The organism is Siansivirga zeaxanthinifaciens CC-SAMT-1 (assembly GCF_000941055.1).
Classification (GTDB): domain Bacteria; phylum Bacteroidota; class Bacteroidia; order Flavobacteriales; family Flavobacteriaceae; genus Siansivirga; species Siansivirga zeaxanthinifaciens.
Genome location: NZ_CP007202.1, coordinates 300,045 through 324,862 on the forward strand (window position 1 = coordinate 300,045; position 24,818 = coordinate 324,862).

The following is a 24,818-nucleotide window of genomic DNA, read 5'->3' on the forward strand; positions in this document are numbered from 1 at the left end:
GTGTTTCGAAACAGTATTGAATAATTATTGTTTTTAATGTTTTTTTTGATGAAATACCTATTAATCTAATTGATCATATAAGAAATCATTATAAACTTAAAAACAAATCACAGTGAAGACTTATCAAAAATGAACGGCAGTAAAGTGGCAATTGAATTTGATTTTAAAACTTTTCCTTGAACTCCCATAAAATAAATTTCAATAGGTGTTTTTTGTTTGACTTCATATTCTGCGATAGCCTGACGGCATGCCCCGCATGGTGGAATTGGACTCGTGGTTTTTTGATTTTGTGAGGCGGCTGAAATAGCCAATTTTAAAATTTTAGCATTAGGATATTTTGATCCTGCGTAATAAATAGCCGTACGTTCGGCACATAAGCCCGAGGGAAAAGCCGCATTTTCTTGATTATTGCCTGTTATTATTTCGCCATTATCTAAAAGTATTGCCGCCCCAACAAAGAAATTAGAATATGGAGCATAGGCCTTATCTCTTGCTTCAAAAGCATCCATCATTAAAGACTTTACTTCATCTGGCAACTCGTTTAAGCTTTCGTATTCGTATAATTTAGATTCTATCTTTATTTCTTTCATAAAATTACGGTCGTTTACAAACGTTTTTAGACAAAAAAAACTATTGCTAGTAGCAATAGTTTTTCTTATAAGTTGATTAGTTATTTTATACTAATACTCACGATATTCTCCAGCTCCAATATTAAAGGTTAACGAGAATCTTAAGGTATTTTCTAAAGGACTCTGCACTTTAGATGCCGAGAACAAATAAGACAAATCAATGTTTACAATATTAGCTTTAAATCCTGCTCCTAACGACAGAAATTTTCTAGCGCCTTTATCTTCACTTTCATTAAAGTAACCTGCTCTAAAGGCAAAAGAATCTTGGTAAACATACTCTGCTCCCAATGCCCAAGTGAATTCTTTTAACTCTTCACTAAAGCCATCGGGTGCATCTCCAAAAGATTGAAAAATACCCGATAAAAAACTAACATCTTGCGATTTTCCTGCTATAAGAACATCCGATCTTGTTTTGGTTCCTAGAGTATCTTCTCCTTCTGTATACACACCATCATTATTATCGTCGGTATATTCATATTCATCACCTAATTTTGGAGGCGTAGGCACTAATAATTTCGCAACTTCGGCGGTAACCGATACTTTATTATATTGATCGAAAATAAAATCGAAACCAGCACCTAAACGCAAATTAGTTGGTTGAAAATTATCTTCGCCACCTTGGTCATATTTAAACTTCGGACCAATATTTTGAAGTGCAAAACCCATTCTCCAACGTCCGTTAAAATCGGCATAAGCCTCTTCTTCACTTTGATAATATCCCGAGATATCTACACCAAATGTGCTTGCAGGTGTAGCATCGCCATCAACCCCTGTTAACCTCAAATTAGATCTTAAATAGCGCATTGCTACAGACATTGCAAATTGATCTGATAATCTTAAAGCATAAGACGCATCAATAGTCAACTCATTTGGACGTTGTATTAAGGCTTCAGAGAATTCATCGTTTCTAAATTCAATATCCCCTAATGAAAAATAACGTAAACTGGCTCCAAAAGCACTACGTTCATCTAGTCTGTTAAAATAAGTTACATTTCCTAAGAAAATATCATTCACCAACTTACTTAAGTAAGGCGTATAACTTACACCTATACCCGATTTAGTTTCGGAAAAAGCATATTTTGATGAGTTCCATTGTTGTGAATAGGCATCAACCGATGTTGCTACCCCCATATCTCCCATGGCTGCTGCACGTGCATCTGAAGCTATTAAAACAAAAGGAATACCTGTGGTTATAACTCTTTTATCATTATTAGGAATGATAACTGTAGGATTTTGCGCTGTTATTTTTAAAGCAAATGTTATTGCTAAAATTAGTAAAAGTTGGTTTTTCATGAATTAATTTTAATTTAACAAATATATACCTTTATTATAGGATTACAAGTTTCTCTATTTTTTCTACTTTTTTATTTAAGATGTTAGATTGAACGGTTAATTTATAAATATAAACTCCTTTTCCTATTTTATCTCCAAAATCATCTCTTCCATCCCAAACAATATCTCGAGACAACGAACTATTAACAATACCGCCGCCTGTGGTTTGTCCGTTTAGCGTTCTTACAAGTTTACCAGAAACAGTGAATATCTGTATAGAAACGTCTAAAGGCTCTGAACTATTGTGATTGAACCAAAATTCTGTATAATTTACAAACGGATTTGGGTAGTTTAACACATTATTTATTACCAGCTCTTGATCTTGATCGTAAACAATAAATTGAATTTCGGCTGTTGAAGAATTATTGTAAACATCCCAGGCTTTAATCGTTAGCGTATGAAGTCCCGGACTTAAATCTCTAAACGGATAACTAACGATTCCTTTTTTATAATCGTCGACTTCGGTTTGATAATAATCGTTTAAAATAAAAGGATTTGTTTCATCGCCATCTAAAATTGCGACAATATCATGACCAATACCACTTGCGGTATTAATTCCGTTTAAATCTTCTAACTTCACTAATAAAGTTGGAGATTCGTTTGTGATTCCACCAGACACAAAATTCTCATCATTCATGTAGAGCGCTATCACTGGTCCGACATTATCCTCGGGAGCATCTTCATTTAAACCACCTATTTTGATTGTATTTATATTCGCTCCGGTTTGATTTTCTGTAAGTGTTTCGTTTTTTGAATAAAAACTAACTTTTCCAAATCCTACGGGAATTCCAATGTCTTTTGGTACAATAAAATCAAATTCAAATTGCCCATTTTTAACCGATGCTTGACCTCTAAAAATAACCTCTCCAAGCGTTTTAAACTTTAACTTTACAATTTGACCGTTTAGTCGGACATTATCATTAGCTAGAGTCTCTCTTTGAATTTCTTTATCGAAAATAGTTGTAGACAAGGTACCATTGTAATTGGTAAGCAAATTTCCTGAAAGATCGGTAACTTCGCCTGCTAACTTAACATAACTTAAAGCCTTAATAGTATCATTATACTGCGCTATAGGCACTTCATTTATCTTTGTTAATTTGATATTAGGTTTTGAAAAAGCTAATTTCATAGCTGGATCTCCAATAAAAAATATCAATCGTCTTTGGCTTTGACCAGAAATTAATGGGTTAATTTTTGTTAACCTCAATGCTTCAGCCATGGTTGGATATTCATAATCGTCATAGGAATCGTCATTACTATATGAAAATAGATATTGTCCCAATAAATTATTAAATATTATAGCAAAATTTACAAAAATCTGTCTGGTCGTAGTAATTAAACCTACAGCCCCGGCTTTTTTATTCCAATAGGTAAATTCTCCTGCTGTAGGTCTAAACGGATTATCAAACTTTGTAAATTCACATGTTACAGCTACAAAACAATTTAGCTTGTTGAAGTTTCTTAATCCTTCAATATCTGTTTTTAAAAATATACGTTCTTCGGCCAAACCATCTTCACCACCATGCCCAAAATAATTAACTACCAACGCTCCACTATTTATAGCATTTACAAATTCTGTAGTTACCTTCGGGTAGCGTTCACCACCTGCTGAAAACTCTTGTTTAAAAGCATCCGAATGAATTTTAATTACGTTCATGAATGCTTTATTATTTGACACTAAATTACCAACATTATCAGTTGTTTGCTGTAAAATACCTTCCCAATCTTCATCAACATCATCAGAAACAACAACAAATTTATTACGCCAACTTCCTAAGGCATCTTTATTGTAATATGATTCTATTTTATCAACCAAATCTTTTGCTAAATTTGGAGAATCGACAATTATTCTTCCTACAGCAATATCTAGTTTATCACTTGTAGACATATTTCCTTCATTTTGATCCATCATACCATAAAAATCATCAGTAACAAATGAAGTTGCTTCATTAAAACTATTATAGGAATACCAAGAAGGTAAAATATTCGTGTTATTATTTATTCTATCCTTATAATCAAAAGATACATCTCCAAATAAACATAAATATTTTACACGCTTTTCCGGTGTACTTGCATGATCGTAAACATATTTTACAAAATTTCTTATAGCACCAATATCTTGATTACCAGTGCTAAATTCATTGTAAATTTCATCTAAACCTAAAACCTTAACATTTAAATTGTATTGATTTTTATTTATTGTGGCTAAGCGTTCTGCTTGACTCAACATGTTATCTGGAGCAATGATTAAATAATCGATATCTTCAAATTCTCCTTGATTGTTTAAAAAAACAGTACCTTTTATGTTTTGATTATTTAGCGTTGTTTTGGAATCGAATTTAGGCTCGAAATAATCGTTTGGCGAAACGGCCAAATACGTTTTTGAAACCCCTAAATTAGATTTGAATCTTAAACTTGAAACGCCTTCATTATTTTCAAGATTAGATATGTTATAAATATCTGTAACATCCCAAATTTCAGAAAGTTTCGAGGCATTCTCAATGGTATATTCTCCAATACCCGATGTCGAAATTACATCTCTATTTTTAAATTCAAACTGTTTGTTATAAAACTTTAAAGCTCTTGTGGCTTCTATTGAAATATAATCTAAATAAGCCAGAGAACTCGGATTTCCCTGATTATCGTAATTTAAACCAACAGAAATTTTGGAACTATTAACATCTATCAATCGGCTGTAAGAAGCTTCTGTTGCTAAATTAGGCTTGACAACACCTATCATTGTTAAATTTGCTAGCGGACTATCATTAACGGTTAATTGTATTGTAGATAATGAAGAGGCTGTTGTTGCTACAAATACTTTAATTGAAACTGGAATTGATGTTACTAAATCTGGAAAATCGAACTCAAAGGTTTTATTGGATTCTACATCAAAACGATCGCCAAACCAACGTCGTCCTAAAAAACCAAGATTATAATCATCTTTTTCATGAAATTTATATTCTTGAAAAGTGTTAATTACAAGATCTACGGGCCCACTTGGCTGAGAAAAAGGCTGTATGCGCTTTCCTAAGCCACCACTTACATTTATATAATAGTATGTTTTATCTGTGTAGCAGTTTATGTTTGTATTACTTACTGCATCAAATCCATTGGGTCCTTGAGCGTAAAATAAAATATAATCTTCATTATCGAAAACACCATCGTTTTCACCAACAAATTTTATGGCGTTTTCCTGCACATCAAACGGATAAGGTTCTGAATTTGCATACGGAATCATACGACCACCATTACCAAATAACTTTATGTTTCTAGGATCTACATTGTTAACATTTACACCCAAACGCTGTAAAAATGATTTCGACAATTTAAACACCCCTGTAGTGTCTACGTAAAAACGAAACCATTCACCAGTGCTTAAAACCGAATTACTTAAGGCTTGTGTTCCGAATGTTTTATTAGTAAACTTATTCTTTTTCTGAAAAGAAATGCCTCCTTCAGAATAACTTAAAGTAAACGACACCAGTTTTTTATAAACACCATTTTCGCCTTTTATAATTGGTGATATTTGAAAAAAAGCATACTGTTTTTCTCTGGCTAAAGAATTTTTTAAACTAAATTTTAATTCGTTTGGAATGACTTCCTTTGATAAGTCTTTTAATGAAGATTCAGAGATATTCGAAAATATAATATTGGTAATTTTTACTGATGATTCATTAACATAAGAACGTGTTTCCCATTGATCGATAAAATTAAGACCCGAATCAAAATCAAAAGAAAAATGCGCATCAGAAAATGAGGGTACTTCTACCGAAAATCCTTCAAAAGCGATTTTTTTAGATGTTTGCCAATCTATACTATAACTCTTCTGTTGGCCAAAAGCAAAACCACAGGTTAAAAAAAATAATAAAAAAATATACTTGTTTTTCATTGTTGATGTAACGCAAATTAGGGCTTGATATTATTTAAAAATCTTGAAATTTTAATAATACGCACAAAAATACAATAATAAATTATTTAATCATACGTTAATATGTCACAAAAGACAATCAAGACAAGCAAAAAACATCGTTGTAATGCCAAAAAATAAGATGAAATGCAGTTTTTTTTAGTCAAAATGTAAATAATTGCTTGTAGTATAAGGTTTAATTCTTATATTGCACCACCAAAACACTATTAGCTTACTTAAACGTATGGATATGAAAAAAGTATTAGCATTAAAAGTTTTTATAGCTTTGGCTTTAACTTTAGCCTTTACTAGCTGTAAAAAATCTTCTAGCTCAAAGAATAGTTCTAGAGCAACCGGTTGGCAAATAAACTCTCGTGAAGGAGGGTTTCAATACAATACAGATTACAAAGAACAAGAAACTTCACCTGGCTTAGTTTTCATTGAAGGTGGTACTTTTACTAAAGGTAGAGTACAAGACGATGTTATGCATGATTGGAATAACACGCCAACTCAGCAACACGTACAGTCGTTTTACATGGATGAAACAGAGGTTACCAACGCTATGTATATGGAGTATTTAGATTGGATCAAGCGTGTTTATCCACCATCAGACGAAAACTTTAGAGCTATTTATCATGGCGCACTTCCAGATACCCTAGTTTGGAGAAACAGATTGGGCTATAATGAAGTTATGACAGAAAATTACTTACGTCACCCAGGTTATGGTGAATATCCTGTAGTTGGTGTTAGCTGGATTCAAGCCGTTGAATTTGCAAACTGGAGAACCGATAGAGTTAATGAACACAACTTAGAAAAAGCTGGTTATTTAAAACGTGATGCCAAAATTACCGATGTAAGTGCCGATGCTACTTTTAATACAGATACTTACATTAATGCACCAACGTTAACTTATGGTGGTAACGAAGAAATTATTAATGGAGACTCTAGAGGTCGAGGACGAAGAAATGTTCAAACAGACGCAGACGGAAACGAAACTAATATTTATGCCACCAGAGAAACTGGTATAATTACACCAAAATACAGACTCCCTACCGAAACAGAATGGGAATATGCTGCATTAGGTTTAAGTGAAATAAGAAGTTATAATTTATACCGTGGACGTAAGAAATATCCATGGGACGGACAATACACACGTTCAGGAAAACGTAAAATTAGAGGAGATCAATTAGCTAATTTCAAACAAGGTAAAGGAGATTATGGTGGAATCGCAGGATGGTCTGATGATGGTGCTGATATTACTAATGCTGTTAAATCTTACGCTCCTAATGATTACGGTTTGTATGATATGGCTGGAAATGTTGCCGAATGGGTAGCAGACGTTTACAGACCTATAGTAGATGATGAATTTAATGATTTTAACTACTACAGGGGAAATGTTTACACCAAAAATGCTATTAACGAAGATGGCTCTGTTAAAGTTGTTACTATCGATGATATTGTTTATGATACACTATCGAATGGTAAAGTAGTTGCAAGAAATCTACCAGGAGAAATTTTACAAGTACCTGTAGATGAAAACGAAACTTATTTGCGTACAAACTTTGATAAGAGTAATCAAATAAACTTTAGAGATGGTGACAAACGTTCGTCTCGTAACTTCGAAAGCTTTAATGAAGATGAAGAAGGCGACGCAGACAACACAAATCTAATGTACAACTCTCCTAAACACACGATAACTAGAGATTCTTTAGGAAACATTGTTAGAGAATACGACAAAGATAACGACAGAAACTCGTTAATTAACGATGAAGTTAGAGTTTACAAAGGAGGCTCTTGGAAAGACAGAGAGTATTGGTTAGACCCAGCTCAAAGACGTTACTTCCCTCAAGATATGGCAACCGATTATATTGGTTTTAGATGTGCTATGTCTCGAGTAGGTTCTAAAAGTAAAGCTAAACACAAAACAAAAAACTAACCGTTTTTAATTAAATAAATTTAAAGTCCTAACTTTTAGTTAGGACTTTTTTTATACATTTATTTTTACTAAAAAAAAATATAAAAAAATTGACTATAGAAAAAATTCACGAGATATTTTTACAATGTAATTCGGTTTGTACCGACACTCGTAAAATTCATAAAAACGATTTATTTTTTGCTCTTAAGGGCGAAAACTTCAACGGTAATAGCTACGCCGAGAAAGCGCTTCGAAATGGTGCTAAATTCGCCATAATAGATGAAGAATCCTTTTCACATATACCAAACACAATCTTAGTTAAAGATGCCTTAAAGGCGCTTCAAGAATTGGCTACTTATCATAGAAATTATCTAAATATTCCAATTGTAGCATTAACAGGCAGTAATGGAAAAACAACCACAAAAGAACTTATAAATACCACATTATCTCAAAAGTACAACACAAAAGCAACCATTGGAAATTTAAACAATCATATCGGCGTTCCTTTAACACTTTTATCAATGAATGAAAGTACCGAAATGGGCATTGTAGAAATGGGAGCTAACCATCAAAAAGAAATTGAATTTTTATGCAATATAGCAAAGCCCGACTACGGATACATCACAAACTTTGGTAAAGCACACCTGGAAGGTTTTGGTGGTGTTGAAGGTGTTATAAAAGGCAAAAGTGAGATGTACGATTTCTTAATAAATAATAATAAAACCATATTTGTTAATGGAAATGACCCTATTCAAGTAGACAAAACAAGTCATTCAAACAGATATATTTTTGGAGATAACATAAATGCAGATTGCAAAATAACATTCATTGATGCCCAACCAACAGTAAAGGTTAAATATAATAATACAACCATTCAAAGTAATTTAATTGGCGAATACAACTTTAGTAATATTGCTGCAGCCATAACTATTGCAAATTATTTTAAGGTTGAAGAAGCTTCTATAAAAAATGCTATTGAATCGTATATACCAACCAATAATAGGTCTCAGGTTATTAAAAAAAACTCGAATGAAATAATTTTAGACGCCTACAACGCAAACCCAACAAGTATGCGAGCTGCTATTTTAAATTTTGAAAAACTTAAAGACAATAACAAAATAGCCTTTTTAGGAGACATGTTCGAATTAGGTAAAGAAGCCGAATTAGAGCATCAAAGTATCGCAGATTTAATAGAAAGCACAAGTATTAATCAAACTATTTTAATAGGAGAAAATTTCAATAAAACACAAACCAAAAACAGTCTAAAATTCAAAACTTTTGAAGATTTTGAAAAGAATTTTAATATGACATCGGTTGTTAATAGCACCTTATTAATTAAAGGATCCAGAGGAATGGCCATGGAGAGGATTTTAGATTTATTATAAAAAAATGCCTATTACCACAATATAAATGTTTAAATAGGCATTTTTAATTCCCTAAGAACTAATTAATAGCTCTACAAAGTAAAGGGTTAATTAAGTAAAGAGCAATACTCAATTTGAGTATTTTTAAAGCTATTATGTTAAAAAATGAAGTAATCGTTGGTTTTCATCATACCAATTAACTCGCCAGTAGAAGAAATATTTAATTTCTTTAAAATATTTCTTCGATGAGTATCCACTGTATTTGCACTAATATTTAATTTTTCGGCAATGTCTTTACTCGAATAATTTAAAACCAAAAGTCTAATAACATCGCGTTCCCTATTACTTACGCCATCTGACAATAATTTCTGAGAAAAATTTTTAAAAAAAAGGGTTTCATATTCTTTATTATCATTTAAAAATTTAGCGGTAGCAGATACTTGTAAATTAATTTTAGAATCTAAAACGGTATAATGAGCCAAACCTATAATTGGTTTATTATTTATATCAAACTCCAGAGGTGTCGTATTTTGAATAACATTCACGTATACCCCTTTAGAATTTTTTATTCGGTAATTCCAGGAATAACTCATTCTAGAGCGATTAGCTACCGAAATCTCACTTAAAGTAAATGCCATAAGCTCGTTTAAAGCCTGAAGCCAAGGTTCTACATCATTAGGATGCATACGTTCCCAAAAATAATTCATACCCAACTCACTCATTACAGCAGCATCTAAACCCAAACAAGATGTCATGTTTTTACTTATGTATTCGAAAGATAAATTTTGAGTATTAGTGATACAGAAAAAGGTACTACTGTATGGCAAATAAGCATCTAACTCAATAATTTTTTTAATATGCGTTTCTATTGAAGGGTGCTCGTAGGCTTCGAAAACTTCTTTGTAAACGTTTTTAATTTCGGTTAGGTTCATAAGCTATATTTTGGGTAACAATAATTAACTCATTCAATATAATAAGATGAAACTATTATACAAAATAGAAACCATAAAAAGCTAATAACACCGCTAAAGCAATTCGATTAAACAGAAGATGAATAATAAAATACGATTTAAAAAAAAATCCTAAAGCGATATGCTTTAGGATTTTTTTGTGGGCGACAAGGGATTCGAACCCCTGACCCCTTGGGTGTAAACCAAGTGCTCTGAACCAACTGAGCTAGTCGCCCTTATTATGGGTGTGCAAATATAAACTAGTTTTTCAATTCTCAAAAACTTTAAAGATTTTATTTTAATAAAACCTTAGTAAAGAAAAAATCCTAAAGATGGATACTTTAGGATTTTTTGTGGGCGACAAGGGATTCGAACCCCTGACCCCTTGGGTGTAAACCAAGTGCTCTGAACCAACTGAGCTAGTCGCCCTTATAATTGCGAGTGCAAATATAAGTTAGTTTTTCAATATGCAAAGACTTTTTTTGAAAAAAATTAAATAATTTCTGCAACCACAAACGTACTACCGCCAACAAAAACAAAATCGTTTGGTTTTGCTTTATCTAAGGCATTCTTATAAGCCTCATTAACTGAATTATAGACGTCTCCTAATAAACCATAAGGTTTTAAAAATTCTTTTAATTTTTCAGCATCAAGACCTCTAGGAATATCTGGTTTACAAAAATAATAAGTTGCATTAACAGGTAACAAATCTACAATTGAATTTAAATCTTTATCATTTACAACTCCAAAAACAATGTGTAAAGCATCAAACGATTCATTTTTTAATTGTTCCATAACGTATTTTAGTCCGTCACGGTTATGCCCTGTATCGCAAACAGCTTTTGGTTGTTCATTAATTACCTGCCATCTACCCATTAAACCGGTATTTTTAACCACATGTAACAACCCTGTTTTTATATGAATTTCTGAAATATCATACCCTAACAACTGTAACTCTCTTACACTTTGTAATACCGTTTGAATGTTTTTAGATTGATAATTTCCTGTTAAATCTGATTCATATGGCGGTTTGGATACTTGATCGGCAAAAGTAATCTTGCAATTATGCTTTAATGCCAAATCTATAAAAACTTGTTCGGTTTCTATTTGAGTTTCACCAATAACAACAGGAACGTTTGGTTTTATGATACCTCCTTTTTCAAAAGCAATAGCTTCTAAAGTTGTTCCTAGAAACTGAGTATGATCTAAACCTATATTCGTAATTACGGAAACTTCAGGTGTAATAATATTTGTAGAATCTAATCGACCACCCAAACCAACTTCAATAACAGCAATATCGACCTGTTCTTTAGCAAAATAATCGAATGCCATACCAACAGTCATTTCAAAAAAAGATAAACTATTAGCCTCAAAAAACGCTTTATTGCGCTTAATAAACCCGATAACAAATTGTTTACCAATTACAGTCCCGTTAATTTTTATACGCTCTCTAAAATCTTTTAAATGAGGTGAAGTATATAATCCTACATTATAACCTGCTTCATGCAAAATGGAAGCAAGCATATGACTTGTAGAACCCTTTCCATTGGTTCCTGCTACATGAATGGATTTAAACTTTCTTTCAGGAAAATTAAGATGCTCGGCTAACTTTAAAGTATTGGAAAGGTCTTTCTTAAGAGCCGAACTCCCTTGTTTTTGATACATTGGAAGCTGAGTAAACATCCAATCTAATGTATCTTGATAAGTCATACTACTGTCCGATTTTGAAATTTACTTTCACAAAACCAATTTGCTTTTCGGGCGCATTATTGTCTGCAGGCCATTTATGAGATAAGGCTATTTCCCTTGCTGGTTTCATTAAACAATCTGCTGTGTTTGTAGTGCCTCTAACACCAGGAACAGCTTCAATAACGTTTCCACTGCGATTAACAACAATTCTAACTATAACCAAACCAGATTCGTTACAATCTTGTTTAAGTGTTTTATAAGTTGCACGACCACGACCATTTAAACCATAGCCAACACCACCATTACCCGAGCCACCAGAACCAAAATAACTAGGCGCATAGGGATCGCCATCTAATTGGCCTTTATCCCCCGATTTATTATCGTTTCCTTCACTACCTGTTGCAGAACCATCAGATTTACTTACACCACCAATTAAAGCATCTAATTTTCGCTTTTTATCTTCTTGTTCGCGCTTTTCTTTAGCAAGTCTATCGGCTTCAGCCTTAGCTTTAGCATCGGCAAGTGCTTTTGCTTTAGCTTCAGCTTCTTTCTGTTTTTTTATGGCAATACTTTCGGCATTATCTGCAGTTAAAACCTCTTCTTTTGTTTGAGATGCTTTAGTTGGTTCTACTTTTGTAGCTTCGGGTACTGGAGGCTCATCAATATCTAAGGGCTCCGATTTTATAGGTTTTAATGGCTGATTATCACCTTTTCCAAATTCTGTAGTTCCAAAATTTACAGCAATGCCATATTCCTCTGGCGGGTCCATATAGGGTGCTCCAACAACAAACAATAACAACAAAATTATAACCGAAATTAATAACGTTAGTTTTGCAGAATTACGTTCGTGTTTGGTTTCAAGGTATTTCATTATGCAGAGGGAATTCTTTTATTAAATAACCTAATTAGGCTTAACAGCCAAAATAACTTTAAATTTATTTCTATTGGCAATATCCATAACCTTTACCACATTATCAACAGGTACCGATTTCTCGGCTCTTAAAACAATGGTAGGTTTCTCTTCTGAAGACAGAGCTGCTAACAATTCTGTTTCTAAAACACTTTCGCCTACCCGTTTTTGATCGATGTAGTATGTTAAATCTTTTTTGATGCTTACGGCAACCGATTTTTTATTCTCGGTTTTTCCACTGGCTTTTGGCAATAAAATATCAATCGCATTGGTTGTTACCAAGGTAGATGCCAACATAAAGAAAATCAACAACAGAAATACAATATCTGTCATAGATGCCATACTGAATTCTGGCGTGATTTTATTTCTTCCTTTTAAATTCATATTAGGTTGGCTCGTTTAAGTGATCTAGAAACTCTACAGAATTTGCTTCCATTTGATACACTACTTTATCTGTTTTAACCACCAAATGGTTATATGCCATATACGCAACAATACCTACAATTAAACCGGCAACCGTGGTTGTCATGGCTGTATACAACCCATCGGCCAATAATTTAATATCTATTTGACCGCCTGAATTAGCTATTTCAAAAATAGATAGTATCATCCCGATAACCGTACCCAGAAACCCAATCATAGGGGCTGCTCCAGATATCGTTGCAAGAATACTAACGTTTTTCTCCAGACTATAAACTTCTAAACGACCTGCATTTTCAATAGCTGTATTGATGTCGGCTAGTGGTTTTCCTATTCTTGAAATCCCTTTATTAATTAATCTGGAAACAGGCGAATTAACTTGTGCACATAACAATTGAGCCGAATCTATTTTACCATTTGATACATGGTCTTTTATTTGATTCATGAAATTAGAATCTATTTTAGAAGCCGCTTTAATAGCAAACAATCTTTCAAAATAAATATAAATGGCTCCTACTAACATTAAAAAAAGAAGCGCTATAATTACTTGTCCGGCAACGCCACCACTACTAATAAGTTCAATAATTGAAAGTGTTTTTTCTACTGGTTCGGCATCCGTTAATAGTGCAGTTCCTTCTTCTTGACTTTGTAAAAGTATATTTAGCATAAATTATGATATATCTAACAAGTGTATAACGTTCGTTTTTGTATTAAAGTATTTATTAGAATAAAGTTCTGGTTACCATAAAAGCTGCAGAGCCTACCAAGAAACCTATTAGGGCTAACCAAGAAATCTTTTTTAGGTACCAGAAAAAATCTATTTTTTCCATTCCCATAGCTACAACACCAGCTGCAGAGCCAATAATTAACATACTTCCTCCTGTTCCTGCAGAAAAGGCAATAAAATGCCAAAGTTCGTTGTCTGTAGCTTCATGGAACATTCCCAAACTTGCAGCTACTAAAGGCACGTTATCAATTACAGCAGAACCAACGCCTAATAATAAAACAACTAAATCGGATACCCCTTCACCTGTATGAATTTCGGTTCCTAGCATAGGCATCGATGCTGGCAGAGACTCGGCGAAACCAAATAAAATCCCTAAAGACTCTAAAGCTGCTACAGCCATTAAAATTCCTAAGAAAAATAATATACTAGGTAATTCAATTTTTGATAACGAATGGTGTACCGGACTATGGCTTGCATGAGCATCACTTTCATCGGCATCAAATTCGGTCAGACTAAATTTAGAACTACTATAAATTTCAGCAAAAATAGCCACAACCCCTAAAGATAGCATCATCCCCATATACGGAGGTAAATGTGTTACCATTTTAAAAATAGGCACAAATACAATAGCACCTAAACCAAGATATAACATGGTTGCACTAAACTTAGATTTTTTTGTTTCTTCAACTTCTTCAACTTCTAAATCACCTTTAAATACCGGCATAAAAGACGCTATAAACGATGGAATTGCCATACATAAAAACGATGGTATAAATAAATATCCTACTAAATGCCCTGTAGTTACTTTATTTCCTATCCAAAGCATGGTTGTAGTAACATCGCCAATAGGAGACCAAGCACCTCCTGCATTCGCTGCAATAATAATTAAACCTGCGTAATACAAACGAACATCTCTGTCTTTTACTATTTTTTGAAGAATAGAAATTAATACAATCGTAGCAGTAAGGTTATCGATAATTGCTGATAAAATGAAAGCTAAAATGGAAAAAATCCACAATATTTTTGTTTTCTTTTTAGTTTTTACAAAGTCTTTAATGGTTGAGAAACCATCAAAGTAATCTATTATTTCAACAATGGTCATAGCTCCAAGAAGGAATACTAATATTTCGGCTGTTTTCCCTAAATGATGCAGTAATGTTTCTTCCATTAAATGCATTTTTTCATCGTGAGATAACAAACCAAACCCTTCTAACAAGGCGTGTTTTGCCGAATCGAACCAATTTGGAAACGCATCAATACCCAAAGCTACCAAAGCCCAACAAATAGCCATCATTACCAAAGCTGGAATGAGTTTGTCTATTTTTATATTATGCTCAAAAGTTATAGCTAGATAGCCTATTACAAACACTAAAATAATTGCTGTTTCCATAATTTTTAAATTAAATGTGGCGTGAAGTCTTGTTTAAATTTAAGACCATAACACCTATCTGTTTTTTTAAGATTTGATTTTAAATTGTAACTAATATTTGAATTGAAATAAATAATTAGTTCAACAAATATAAAAAACTAAAAATCCTATAAAGATTAAATTTAGATTATTTTTAAGGGAAATATACAATACCCGAGCTATGATTTCTGCTTGCTCCGGTAACACTTTTAAGGCAATTAATTTCGTTTCTTAACTTTAAAACACCCAAAAAACCAAAAATTAAAGCCTCTTTAAATTCAATAGTTTCACCTTGAGGAATTACTACATCACTATTAATCAAGCTTTTAATCCTATCTATTAAATATAAATTATAAACACCACCCCCTGTAATTAATAAAGATCCTCTTGTTTTTGTGTTTACTTCTAATGCGATTTGATGTGCAATATGCGCTACAAAAGTTTTTAAAATATCTTTTACTTCTAATTTAAAACTATCGATTAAAGGAAAAATATTTTTATCAACCCATTCCAATCCCAACGATTTTGGAAAAGATTCCTTATAAAACTGCAAGGCATTAAGTTTTGCAAGCAACTCATTATTTACAACACCCGTTGAAGCAATTTTCCCAGCATCATCAAAATCGAAACCCAATACATTAACATATTTATTTAAAACAATGTTTACCGGACAAATATCGTAAGCAATACGTTCCTCATTTATTTTAGTTGAAATATTTGCAAATCCACCCAAATTTAAACAATAGTCAAATTCCGAAAAAAGCAACTCATCTCCTATGGGTACTAAAGGCGCACCCTGTCCACCTAGCGCAACATCCTGAACTCTAAAATCGCAAACTACTTTCCGGTTTAACCAGGTTGCCAGTTCGGGCAGGTTTCCAATCTGATATGTAAGTCCGTTTTCTGGTCGATGCAACGCAGTATGACCATGCGAACAAACAGCATCAATATTTGTTAAATTATATTTTTCAATAAAAGAATTTATAACCTTTGCCAAAAACTTCGTGTAATCGAAATCTATTTGTTTCAATGCTTCTAAAGTGTTAAACACTAAGCCTCTTAAAACATTAACCCAAGCCAATGGGTAAGCAAATGTTTCTGCATATATTATTTTAAAAGACCAAGATTCTTCATATTTAAATGTTACATAAACCAAGTCTATGCCATCTAAAGAAGTTCCCGACATAACACCAACCACGCTATATTCTCTATGTTCCATGAAGCGTAAAATTAACAATACTTATCCATAATTATATTATCAAAATGTTATATTTACATATAAATATTGCGATTTTAATAAATTTTTACGTTCCAAATTATGAATTTCCATCTTTCAGAAGAACATATAATGATTCGCGACGCAGCGCGCGATTTTGCTCAAACCGAATTACTGCCTGGCGTTATTGAACGCGACGAAACACAACACTTCCCAAAAGATCTCGTAAAAAAAATGGGCGATTTGGGTTTTATGGGCATTATGGTAGACCCAAAATATGGCGGTAGTGGTTTGGATACCATTTCGTATGTGCTTATTATGGAAGAACTTTCTAAAATAGATGCTTCGGCATCAGTGATTGTATCGGTAAATAATTCTTTGGTTTGCTACGGACTCGAAGCTTATGGCACCGAAACTCAAAAACAAAAATATTTAACAAAACTTGCCACAGGCGAATTTGTTGGCGCCTTTTGCCTAAGCGAACCAGAAGCCGGAAGTGACGCTACTTCGCAAAAAACCTCTGCTATAGACAAAGGCGATTATTACCTACTTAATGGAACAAAAAACTGGATTACAAACGGTGGTCGTGCCGATGTTTATTTAGTAATTGCTCAAACCGATAAACATAAAGGATCGCATGGCATCAATGCTTTTATTATTGAAAAAGACATGGAAGGTTTCCATATTGGTCCAAAAGAAAACAAATTAGGTATCCGCGGCAGCGACACCCATACACTACAATTTAACGATGTAAAAGTGCCAAAAGAAAATCGTATTGGCGAAGATGGCTCGGGGTTTCGTTTTGCAATGAAAACGCTTTCGGGAGGCCGTATTGGAATTGCTGCTCAAGCTTTAGGAATTGCCGCTGGCGCTTACGAACTGGCTTTAAAATACTCAAAAGAACGAAAAGCTTTTGGAACCGAAATTTGCAACCACCAAGCCATAGCCTTTAAATTGGCCGATATGTATACCGACATCGAAGCCGCACGCCATTTGGTTATGAAAGCGGCTTGGGATAAAGACCAAGGAAACAACTACGATGTATCGAGTGCCATGGCAAAATTATACGTCTCAAAAGTGGCGATGGAGCATACCGTTGAAGCCGTACAAATTCATGGTGGTAATGGTTTTGTTAAAGATTACCATGTAGAACGCCTCATGCGCGACGCCAAAATTACACAGATTTACGAAGGCACTTCAGAAATTCAAAAAATTGTAATTTCTAGAAACATCATCAAAGAATAAATCTTTCATTAAATTTTAAACCTCAATCAATTGATAATCTATTGATTACAACACATGCCATTGGTATTATAAATAATTTCCAGCGGCATGTGTTATGTATTGCTAAATTTTCCGACTTTATTCAAATAGATTTATATTTACAAAAAATATAAAATTTCATGCAAAAAACATACTACGACCCCGCAGATCTCAGGAAATTTGGAAAAATCACAGAATGGAGTGAAGAATTAGGAAACAAATTCTTTGAATATTACGGTAAAGTTTTTGAAGAAGGCGCCCTTACCGCACGCGAAAAATCTCTAATTGCCTTAGCCGTTGCACATACAGAGCAATGCCCATACTGTATAGACGCTTACACAAAAGACGGTTTACAACGCGGTGTAACAAAAGAAGAAATGATGGAAGCCATTCACGTTGGCGCAGCTATAAAAAGCGGTGCCACATTAGTACATGGTGTGCAAATGATGAACAAAGTAAATAAGTTAGACGGTTAATACCCGGGCGTTACCACAAGGGTCGGGCTTTCACTACTCGCTCCCTCCTAGCTTCGGGGAGCTCAAACAAACCGTTCAATCCCTAACGCAAAACCATAACTCCAAATTTATCGTAAGAACTTTAGTTTAGTAAAATACAATTAATGATAACAAAATCCCTACACAAACGCGATAGCGATTTAGCAAAAAGTAATAGACAACTTGAAATTCTATCTAACGGCATTTTTAAAACTGGCGAATTACCAACCTTTAAAAATAAAATTTCAGAAACAAATCAATTTCCGCTTAAAGCAAAAAAACTAGAAATTCTTCAAATAAATGTAGGTTACATGTGTAATCAAGTTTGCGAACATTGCCATGTAGATGCCGGTCCAGACCGTAAAGAAATCATGACCCGAGAAACCATGATGCAATGCCTAGAGGTTATTAAAAACACTGGGGCTCACACCCTAGATTTAACAGGTGGCGCACCAGAAATGAATCCCAATTTCAGGTGGTTTGTTGAAGAAGCCTCAAAAGCAGGAATAAAAGATTTTATTGTACGTTCTAACCTTACCATAATAAGAGCCAATAAAAAATATTACGATTTACCAGAGTTCTTTAAAAAACACAACGTACATGTAGTAAGTTCCATGCCACACTGGACTCGTGGAAAAACCGACAAACAGCGTGGTGATGGTGTTTTCGATAAATCTATTAAAGCATTACAAGAATTAAATGCCGTTGGATACGGTATGCCAAATAGCGACTTACGTTTAGACTTGGTTTACAATCCATCGGGTGCCTTTTTACCAGGCAATCAAATGGCGATGGAAAAAGATTTTAAAAAGGCTCTTAAAGAAGATTTTGATATTCAATTTCATAATCTATTTGCCATTACAAATTTACCCATAGCACGATTTCTAGATTACCTAATCGCTTCAGAAAATTATGAAGATTATATGTATGCGCTGGTTGAAGCTTACAACCCTGCAGCTGTAGCCAATGTGATGTGTACCAATACACTATCAGTAAGTTGGGATGGTTATTTGTTTGATTGCGATTTTAATCAAATGCTTAACCTGCCAGTAAATGGGAAGTCTCAGCATATTTCAGAATATAATGAAAACTTATTAGAAGGTAGAAATATTGTAATATCTCAACATTGTTATGGTTGTACTGCCGGTGCCGGAAGTAGTTGCCAAGGTGTTGTTGCATAAAACATGAAAGAAAGTAAAACCGCCATATTAATTTTTGCTAATTCAGCCGAGAAAGAGATTACTTCAAAATCATTTTCTAGCAAAAGTTTGTTTGAAACCCTAAACAAGCAGACCATAAATATTGCAAAAAAAACAGGCTTGCCTTATTTTCATTTTTCTGAAAAACAACAAATTGGTAATTCTTTTGGAGAGCGTTTTACAAATGCTATTCAATCTGTTTTCGATTTGGGTTTTAATACGGTTATTACTATAGGAAATGATACGCCACACCTAACCACAAAACACATTTTAAAAACGGTTGAAAAACTTCAAAAACACAGCATTGTTTTAGGACCATCAACCGATGGAGGTTTCTATTTAATGGGACTCAAAAAATCGCAATTTAACAAAGAAACCTTTTTAAAATTACCCTGGCAAACCTCTAAATTAAACAGAAGTATTTCCAAATTAAAAGCTTCTAAAAAAATAAATATCACTTATCTAGAAGTCTTAACAGATATTGATACTGCTTCAGATATTAAACTGGTTCTCGATAGTTTTAAAACCCTTTCAAAAACTTTAAAAACACTTTTACTGCAATCGTTTTTAAGTGTAAAAACCATCATCTTTTTTCATTTTATCAGTATTAAAAACTTCATATTAAACCTTCAATTAAATAAAGGTTCACCTGCATTTCTTCATTTATAAAACCCTTTAAATCTGATTGATTTCAGACACACTTATTAATTTTTTTTATCGTATAAATGAAGCACATTATATTATGCTTGATGCTAACTATATTTGGTTTAAGTCATGCTCAAATTACAATTACTGGTCGAGTTACAGATTCTAAAGATAACACGCCTTTAACTTTTGTTACTATAACTAACCATACAAACGGAACCATTACCGATGAAAATGGATACTATTCTATTGATGTTGCATCGGAAACAAGTCAACTAAAATTTTCCTTTTTAGGTTACAAAAGCCAACTCATTACTGTTGGAAATAAAACAACCATAAATATTTCGTTAGTAGAAGATGCCGCTGCTCTCGATGAAGTGGTTATAACCGCATTAGGATTAAAGCGAGAAACTAAAGAGTTAGGCTATGCCGTACAAGCTATAAAGTCTGAAAGTTTAACCGAAGTAAAAACCGTTAATTTCTTGGATAACCTTCAAGGAAAATTGGCAGGCGTAACTGTCACACAAGGCGCCACAGGCGTTGGGTCTTCTTCTAAAATAACCATTCGTGGAGAAGCCTCATTTTCAAATAATAATCCGCTTTTTGTTGTTGATGGCATCCCTATTAACAACGAAACGGTTTTCAATTTTACTAACGAAGCTGCAGCTGGGTTTCAAGAAATAGATTTTGGAAACGGCGCTATGGAAGTGAACCCAGATGATATAGAATCGGTTACGGTATTAAAAGGGGCGAGTGCTGCGGCACTTTATGGCACCAGAGCATCAAACGGAGTCATTGTTATTAAAACAAAAGATGGCAGTAAAAACAAAGGATTTAGCGTGAGTGTTAACACCGCGATAACTAAAGACTCTGCTTTTAAACTTCCAGAATTTCAAAACGAATACGGCCAAGGGCAATCTGGTGTTTTTGAATTTGTAGATGGTCTTGGGGGTGGCGTTAGTGATAATATCACCTATTCCTGGGGGCCTCGGTTAGATGTTGGTAATTTAATACCCCAATTTGATAGTCCTGTGCAATTGCCTAATGGCTCATTTGTTAGAGGTGGCGACACATCACTTTACAACGGTTTACCAATTACGCCAACACCGTTTTTATCAAACCCAGATAACTTAAAAGATTTTTATGAAACAGGTGTAACCACCATAAACAACATAGCTATTTCCAATGGTTTTGATACGGGTAATTATCGCTTATCGTTCACAGATTTAAGAAGCGAATCTATTATTCCGGGTGTAAATTTAGACAGGCAAACTGTGAGTGCAAAACTAAATTTCAAACCTTCAGACAAAACAGAGGTTACTACTTCTATTAGTTATGTAAACTCTAATAGTGATAACAGACCTTCAAACGGTTATGGTAGCGAAAACGTTAATTATTCGCTCGTTGCTTGGGGACCTCGTTCTTTAAATATTAATAATTTAAAAGCGTATTGGCAGCCTGGTTTAGAAGGGATTCAGCAATATTCTTTCAATTATACGTTTTTTGACAACCCTTATTTCATTCTACTAGAAAACAGAAATTCTTTTAACCGCGATAGAATTTTTGGAAACATTCAACTACAACAGCAAATTACAAAACACATTAGTGCCCATATTAGAACAGGTATGGATTACAGTAGCGAAACCAGACAATTTATACGCAACTTTAGTAGTAATCGTTTTAAAAATGGTGGTTATGCAGAGCATGATGTAACTTACAGAGAAGTAAACACCGATTTCTTAGTTAATTACAACAATACTTTTGGCGATTTTTCTGTTGATGTGTCGCTAGGTGGAAACCGTTTAAACCAAACAGCTTCAACAAAACAATCTCAAACTGTAAACCTAGCACAACCAGGCATATTTAGTTTAAATAATGCCGCCTCACCTATTGAGATTTTTCAATTTGAAAGCGAAAAACGTATCAACTCGTTTTATGGAATTGCAAAATTAGGTTACAAAAACTATTTGTTTTTAGATGTTACTGCAAGAAATGATTGGTCTAGTGCATTAGCAACTCCGTTTTCGGTAGATGGTGCATCATTTTTCTATCCATCGGCTTCTGCAAGTTTTATTTTATCGAATGTAACCAAATTACCAAGTGTTTTTTCATTTGCAAAATTACGCGCCAATATCGCTCAGGTTGGAAATGATACGGGGGCATACCAAACCTCGGGTGCTTTTGTATCGCAAACACCCTTTAACGGACAACCAACTTTTAGCAACCAAAACTTTATTCCTAACGCCAATTTAAAACCCGAACAAACTACAAGTTATGAGTTGGGTGCCGACTTACGTTTTTTTAAAGACCGTTTAAGTTTTGATGTTACATATTACAATGCTACAACTAAAGACCAAATTATTTCATTACCTATTGCTATTTCTTCAGGGTATAACCAACAAGTAATTAACGGAGTTAAAGTTAATACTCAGGGTGTTGAAATTATTTTGGGTGTAACGCCTCTAAAAAATGAAAATTTCAAATGGAACAGCACATTCAACTTTGCTACAAACCGCTCGACTATAGAGAACTTACCACAAAACGATGGGCGCTTAACCTTGGCTTTTAGTAGAATTTACGATAGCGCTAACCAAACCGTTTGGTTTCAGGTTGAAGAAGGCGGTCGTATTGGCGATTTTTATGGAACAGGCTATTCTAAAAATGAAAATGGCGCATTTTTAGTAGACGATAACGGACGCTTAATCGCCGATAATAATTTGAAAAAACTAGGAAATTATAACCCTGATTTTACATTAGGATGGCAAAATAATTTCAATTACAAAAATTGGAATTTTAGTTTCTTGTTTGATTGGAGACAGGGCGGAGAAATTGTATCTCGAACCCGCGCTTTAGGCAATGTTGGTGGGCAATTGGCCGAAACTGCTTTTAGACCAGAAACGGGCATTGTTGCACCTGGCGTTAACATTAATTCAGGACAACCTAATACAGTAGCTGTTTCTGCAGAAAGTTTTTACAGACAATTTTACGATAGAAACCACGAAGAAAACAATATTTATGATGCTTCTTTTTTAAAGTTACGTCAGTTTTCTATTGGTTATAATTTCAAGTTGAAACAAGGCTTTTTAGGCTTAAATAAAGATGCCAACTTAAGTCTATCTCTAACAGGAAACAACTTATTTGCCATTACAGAAAACCCACATTTTGACCCCGAGCAAATAGCTGTGCAAGGCAATGGTTTTGTAAGTGGTGTTGAAGATTTAAGTTACGCTACCACGCGTAGTTTCGGTTTTAAAGCAGGTTTTAATTTTTAAGAAAATTTCTGTTTTCACAGAAATAAAAATATATTTATGAAAAACATATTATACATACTAAGCATTTTAAGTCTTGTTACTATAAGTTGTACAAAAGACTTTGAAGCGATTAATACAAACCCTAATGCTCCGGTTTCGGTACAACCTAGTTTATTGTTGCGCCAAGTCATTTATAATTTTGGGGAAGAAATGAGTTACGAAGGGTTTGTAGCTGGCGATTTATTAGCACAACACCGTACTGCATTAGATTTTAATTTATTTGACAGACACGCCCTAAAATCACCTCAATTAGGTGGCAACCCTTGGCCAGTGTTTTATACCAATTTGCGCGATAATGAAATTATTCTAAGTCAATCCAGAACGGTTAATGCATTAAAAGTATATGAAGGTCCGGCGCTTATTCTAAAAGCTTATATGGCAGCGGGATTAACCGATTTATTTGGTGATGTTCCTTATTTTGAAGCTTTTGATGGCACCAACAAAACGGTAACACCTGTGTATGATGCTCAAGAAGACATTTACCTAAATGAAGGCGGTATTTTGGACAACTTAAATAAAGGCATTGAAGCCATTGAAAACTACAATGATGCCATACCACTTGAAGGCGATATTTTATTTAATGGCGATTTACAAGCTTGGGTACGATTTGCAAATTCATTAAAGGTTAAATATTTAGTGCGTATTTCTGGCAAAGTAGATGTTTCATCAGATTTACAGTCTATTTTTAATGAAGGGAATTATATAAAAACCAATAGTCAAAATGCGATTTTCGATTTTACTAATTCAGAACCAAACAGCTTCAGATTAGCTCAATTACGAATTGGAGATTTTAACAATTTTGTACTTTCTGAAACTATGAAAGACATTCTTACCAGTTTAAACGACACAAGAATAAATACCTTATTCAGACCCTTTTCTAATTCAAATTCTAATGAATTTAATGGTTTATTAAATGGTATAGACGCTACATCTACGTCTGTAACATTAGCTAATTATTCTTTGGCTGGAACCCCTTTTAGAGAAGACACCTCTACTTTAGACGCTAATTTTATTACCGCTTGGGAAGTACATTTCGCTTTCGCGGAAGCTGCTATAAAAAACTTGATTACCGCTGATGCCCAACAACTTTATGAAACTGGTGTCGCATTAGCTTTCGAGTATTGGAAAACTGATTTACCACCAGATTACTTAACTAACGGCGCAGCTTTTAACGCCCCTAACAAAACACCATTACAACAAATAATAACCCAAAAATGGATTGCAAATATTATTAACGGCTATGAAGGTTGGGTAGAATACAGACGCACAGGTTATCCAGAATTAAGAACTATTTCTGCAAGTTTAAATAACAATGTAATTCCAGTGCGTATGCCTTATCCTGCAGAAGAAGCTACTTTAAATGCAGAAAACTATAATCGGGCAGCTAGTAACACAAATAACAATAGTATCGATAGCCCTGTTTGGTGGGATGAATAAAC

At 33.8% G+C, this 24,818-nt stretch carries 18 protein-coding genes and 2 tRNA genes; 8 read left to right on the forward strand and 12 right to left on the reverse strand.

Annotated features, from left to right (window positions below):
- Positions 1-107 precede the first annotated feature (107 nt).
- The 3 genes from cdd to porU form a co-directional block, all read right to left on the reverse strand.
- Positions 108-590 carry a cytidine deaminase gene (gene cdd, locus AW14_RS01445; RefSeq protein ID WP_044637188.1) on the reverse strand — a complete coding sequence of 161 codons (483 nt, stop codon included), beginning with the start codon at positions 588-590 and terminating at the stop codon, positions 108-110.
- Between the two features lie 90 nt (positions 591-680).
- The gene (porV, locus tag AW14_RS01450; RefSeq protein WP_044637189.1) at positions 681-1,922 is read right to left on the reverse strand and encodes a type IX secretion system outer membrane channel protein PorV; all 1,242 of its coding nucleotides are present in this window, start codon (positions 1,920-1,922) and stop codon (positions 681-683) included.
- Positions 1,923-1,956: 34 nt separating this feature from the next.
- Positions 1,957-5,850: a type IX secretion system sortase PorU gene (porU, locus tag AW14_RS01455; RefSeq protein WP_044637190.1), complete on the reverse strand. Its 3,894-nt coding sequence runs from the start codon at positions 5,848-5,850 to the stop codon at positions 1,957-1,959.
- A gap of 262 nt (positions 5,851-6,112) precedes the next feature.
- Between porU and gldJ the strand changes: the two genes are divergently transcribed.
- Both gldJ and AW14_RS01465 read left to right on the forward strand, forming a co-directional pair.
- Positions 6,113-7,804 carry a gliding motility lipoprotein GldJ gene (gene gldJ, locus AW14_RS01460; RefSeq protein WP_179944498.1) on the forward strand — a complete coding sequence of 564 codons (1,692 nt, stop codon included), beginning with the start codon at positions 6,113-6,115 and terminating at the stop codon, positions 7,802-7,804.
- A gap of 89 nt (positions 7,805-7,893) precedes the next feature.
- On the forward strand, positions 7,894-9,168 hold the full coding sequence (locus AW14_RS01465; RefSeq protein ID WP_044637191.1) for a UDP-N-acetylmuramoyl-tripeptide--D-alanyl-D-alanine ligase: 1,275 nt from the start codon (positions 7,894-7,896) through the stop codon (positions 9,166-9,168).
- Positions 9,169-9,305: 137 nt separating this feature from the next.
- On the opposite strand, the gene AW14_RS01470 is transcribed toward AW14_RS01465, so the two are convergent.
- The 9 genes from AW14_RS01470 to AW14_RS01510 form a co-directional block, all read right to left on the reverse strand.
- Positions 9,306-10,079 (reverse strand): response regulator transcription factor, encoded by a 774-nt coding sequence (locus tag AW14_RS01470; protein WP_044637192.1) that lies wholly within the window; start codon positions 10,077-10,079, stop codon positions 9,306-9,308.
- Positions 10,080-10,258: 179 nt separating this feature from the next.
- Positions 10,259-10,333 (reverse strand) — tRNA-Val (locus AW14_RS01475).
- Positions 10,334-10,451: 118 nt separating this feature from the next.
- Positions 10,452-10,526 (reverse strand) — tRNA-Val (locus AW14_RS01480).
- A gap of 63 nt (positions 10,527-10,589) precedes the next feature.
- On the reverse strand, positions 10,590-11,807 hold the full coding sequence (locus AW14_RS01485; RefSeq protein ID WP_044637193.1) for a bifunctional folylpolyglutamate synthase/dihydrofolate synthase: 1,218 nt from the start codon (positions 11,805-11,807) through the stop codon (positions 10,590-10,592).
- A gap of 1 nt (position 11,808) precedes the next feature.
- The gene (locus tag AW14_RS01490; RefSeq protein WP_044637194.1) at positions 11,809-12,657 is read right to left on the reverse strand and encodes a hypothetical protein; all 849 of its coding nucleotides are present in this window, start codon (positions 12,655-12,657) and stop codon (positions 11,809-11,811) included.
- Positions 12,658-12,687: 30 nt separating this feature from the next.
- Complete coding sequence (locus AW14_RS01495) at positions 12,688-13,080, reverse strand: ExbD/TolR family protein (RefSeq protein ID WP_044637195.1); 393 nt, start codon at positions 13,078-13,080, stop codon at positions 12,688-12,690.
- Between the two features lies 1 nt (position 13,081).
- Positions 13,082-13,783 (reverse strand): MotA/TolQ/ExbB proton channel family protein, encoded by a 702-nt coding sequence (locus AW14_RS01500; RefSeq protein ID WP_044637196.1) that lies wholly within the window; start codon positions 13,781-13,783, stop codon positions 13,082-13,084.
- A 55-nt stretch (positions 13,784-13,838) separates the two neighbouring features.
- Positions 13,839-15,233, reverse strand: a complete 1,395-nt coding sequence (gene nhaD, locus AW14_RS01505) for a sodium:proton antiporter NhaD (protein WP_044637197.1) — start codon at positions 15,231-15,233, stop codon at positions 13,839-13,841.
- 172 nt (positions 15,234-15,405) lie between these two features.
- The gene (locus AW14_RS01510) at positions 15,406-16,470 is read right to left on the reverse strand and encodes an anhydro-N-acetylmuramic acid kinase (RefSeq protein WP_044637198.1); all 1,065 of its coding nucleotides are present in this window, start codon (positions 16,468-16,470) and stop codon (positions 15,406-15,408) included.
- A 99-nt stretch (positions 16,471-16,569) separates the two neighbouring features.
- On the opposite strand from AW14_RS01510, the gene AW14_RS01515 reads away from it, so the two are divergent.
- From AW14_RS01515 to AW14_RS01540, 6 genes are all read left to right on the forward strand, one after another.
- Positions 16,570-17,712: an acyl-CoA dehydrogenase gene (locus AW14_RS01515; protein ID WP_044637199.1), complete on the forward strand. Its 1,143-nt coding sequence runs from the start codon at positions 16,570-16,572 to the stop codon at positions 17,710-17,712.
- Between the two features lie 158 nt (positions 17,713-17,870).
- A complete protein-coding gene (locus AW14_RS01520) occupies positions 17,871-18,206 on the forward strand; it encodes an arsenosugar biosynthesis-associated peroxidase-like protein (RefSeq protein WP_044637200.1) in 336 nt (111 codons plus the stop codon).
- 143 nt (positions 18,207-18,349) lie between these two features.
- A complete protein-coding gene (arsS, locus tag AW14_RS01525; protein ID WP_044637201.1) occupies positions 18,350-19,405 on the forward strand; it encodes an arsenosugar biosynthesis radical SAM (seleno)protein ArsS in 1,056 nt (351 codons plus the stop codon).
- A gap of 3 nt (positions 19,406-19,408) precedes the next feature.
- On the forward strand, positions 19,409-20,092 hold the full coding sequence (locus AW14_RS01530; protein WP_044637202.1) for a DUF2064 domain-containing protein: 684 nt from the start codon (positions 19,409-19,411) through the stop codon (positions 20,090-20,092).
- A 56-nt stretch (positions 20,093-20,148) separates the two neighbouring features.
- Positions 20,149-23,340 (forward strand): SusC/RagA family TonB-linked outer membrane protein, encoded by a 3,192-nt coding sequence (locus tag AW14_RS01535; protein WP_044637203.1) that lies wholly within the window; start codon positions 20,149-20,151, stop codon positions 23,338-23,340.
- Positions 23,341-23,376: 36 nt separating this feature from the next.
- Positions 23,377-24,816, forward strand: a complete 1,440-nt coding sequence (locus AW14_RS01540) for a SusD/RagB family nutrient-binding outer membrane lipoprotein (RefSeq protein WP_044637204.1) — start codon at positions 23,377-23,379, stop codon at positions 24,814-24,816.
- Positions 24,817-24,818 lie beyond the last annotated feature (2 nt).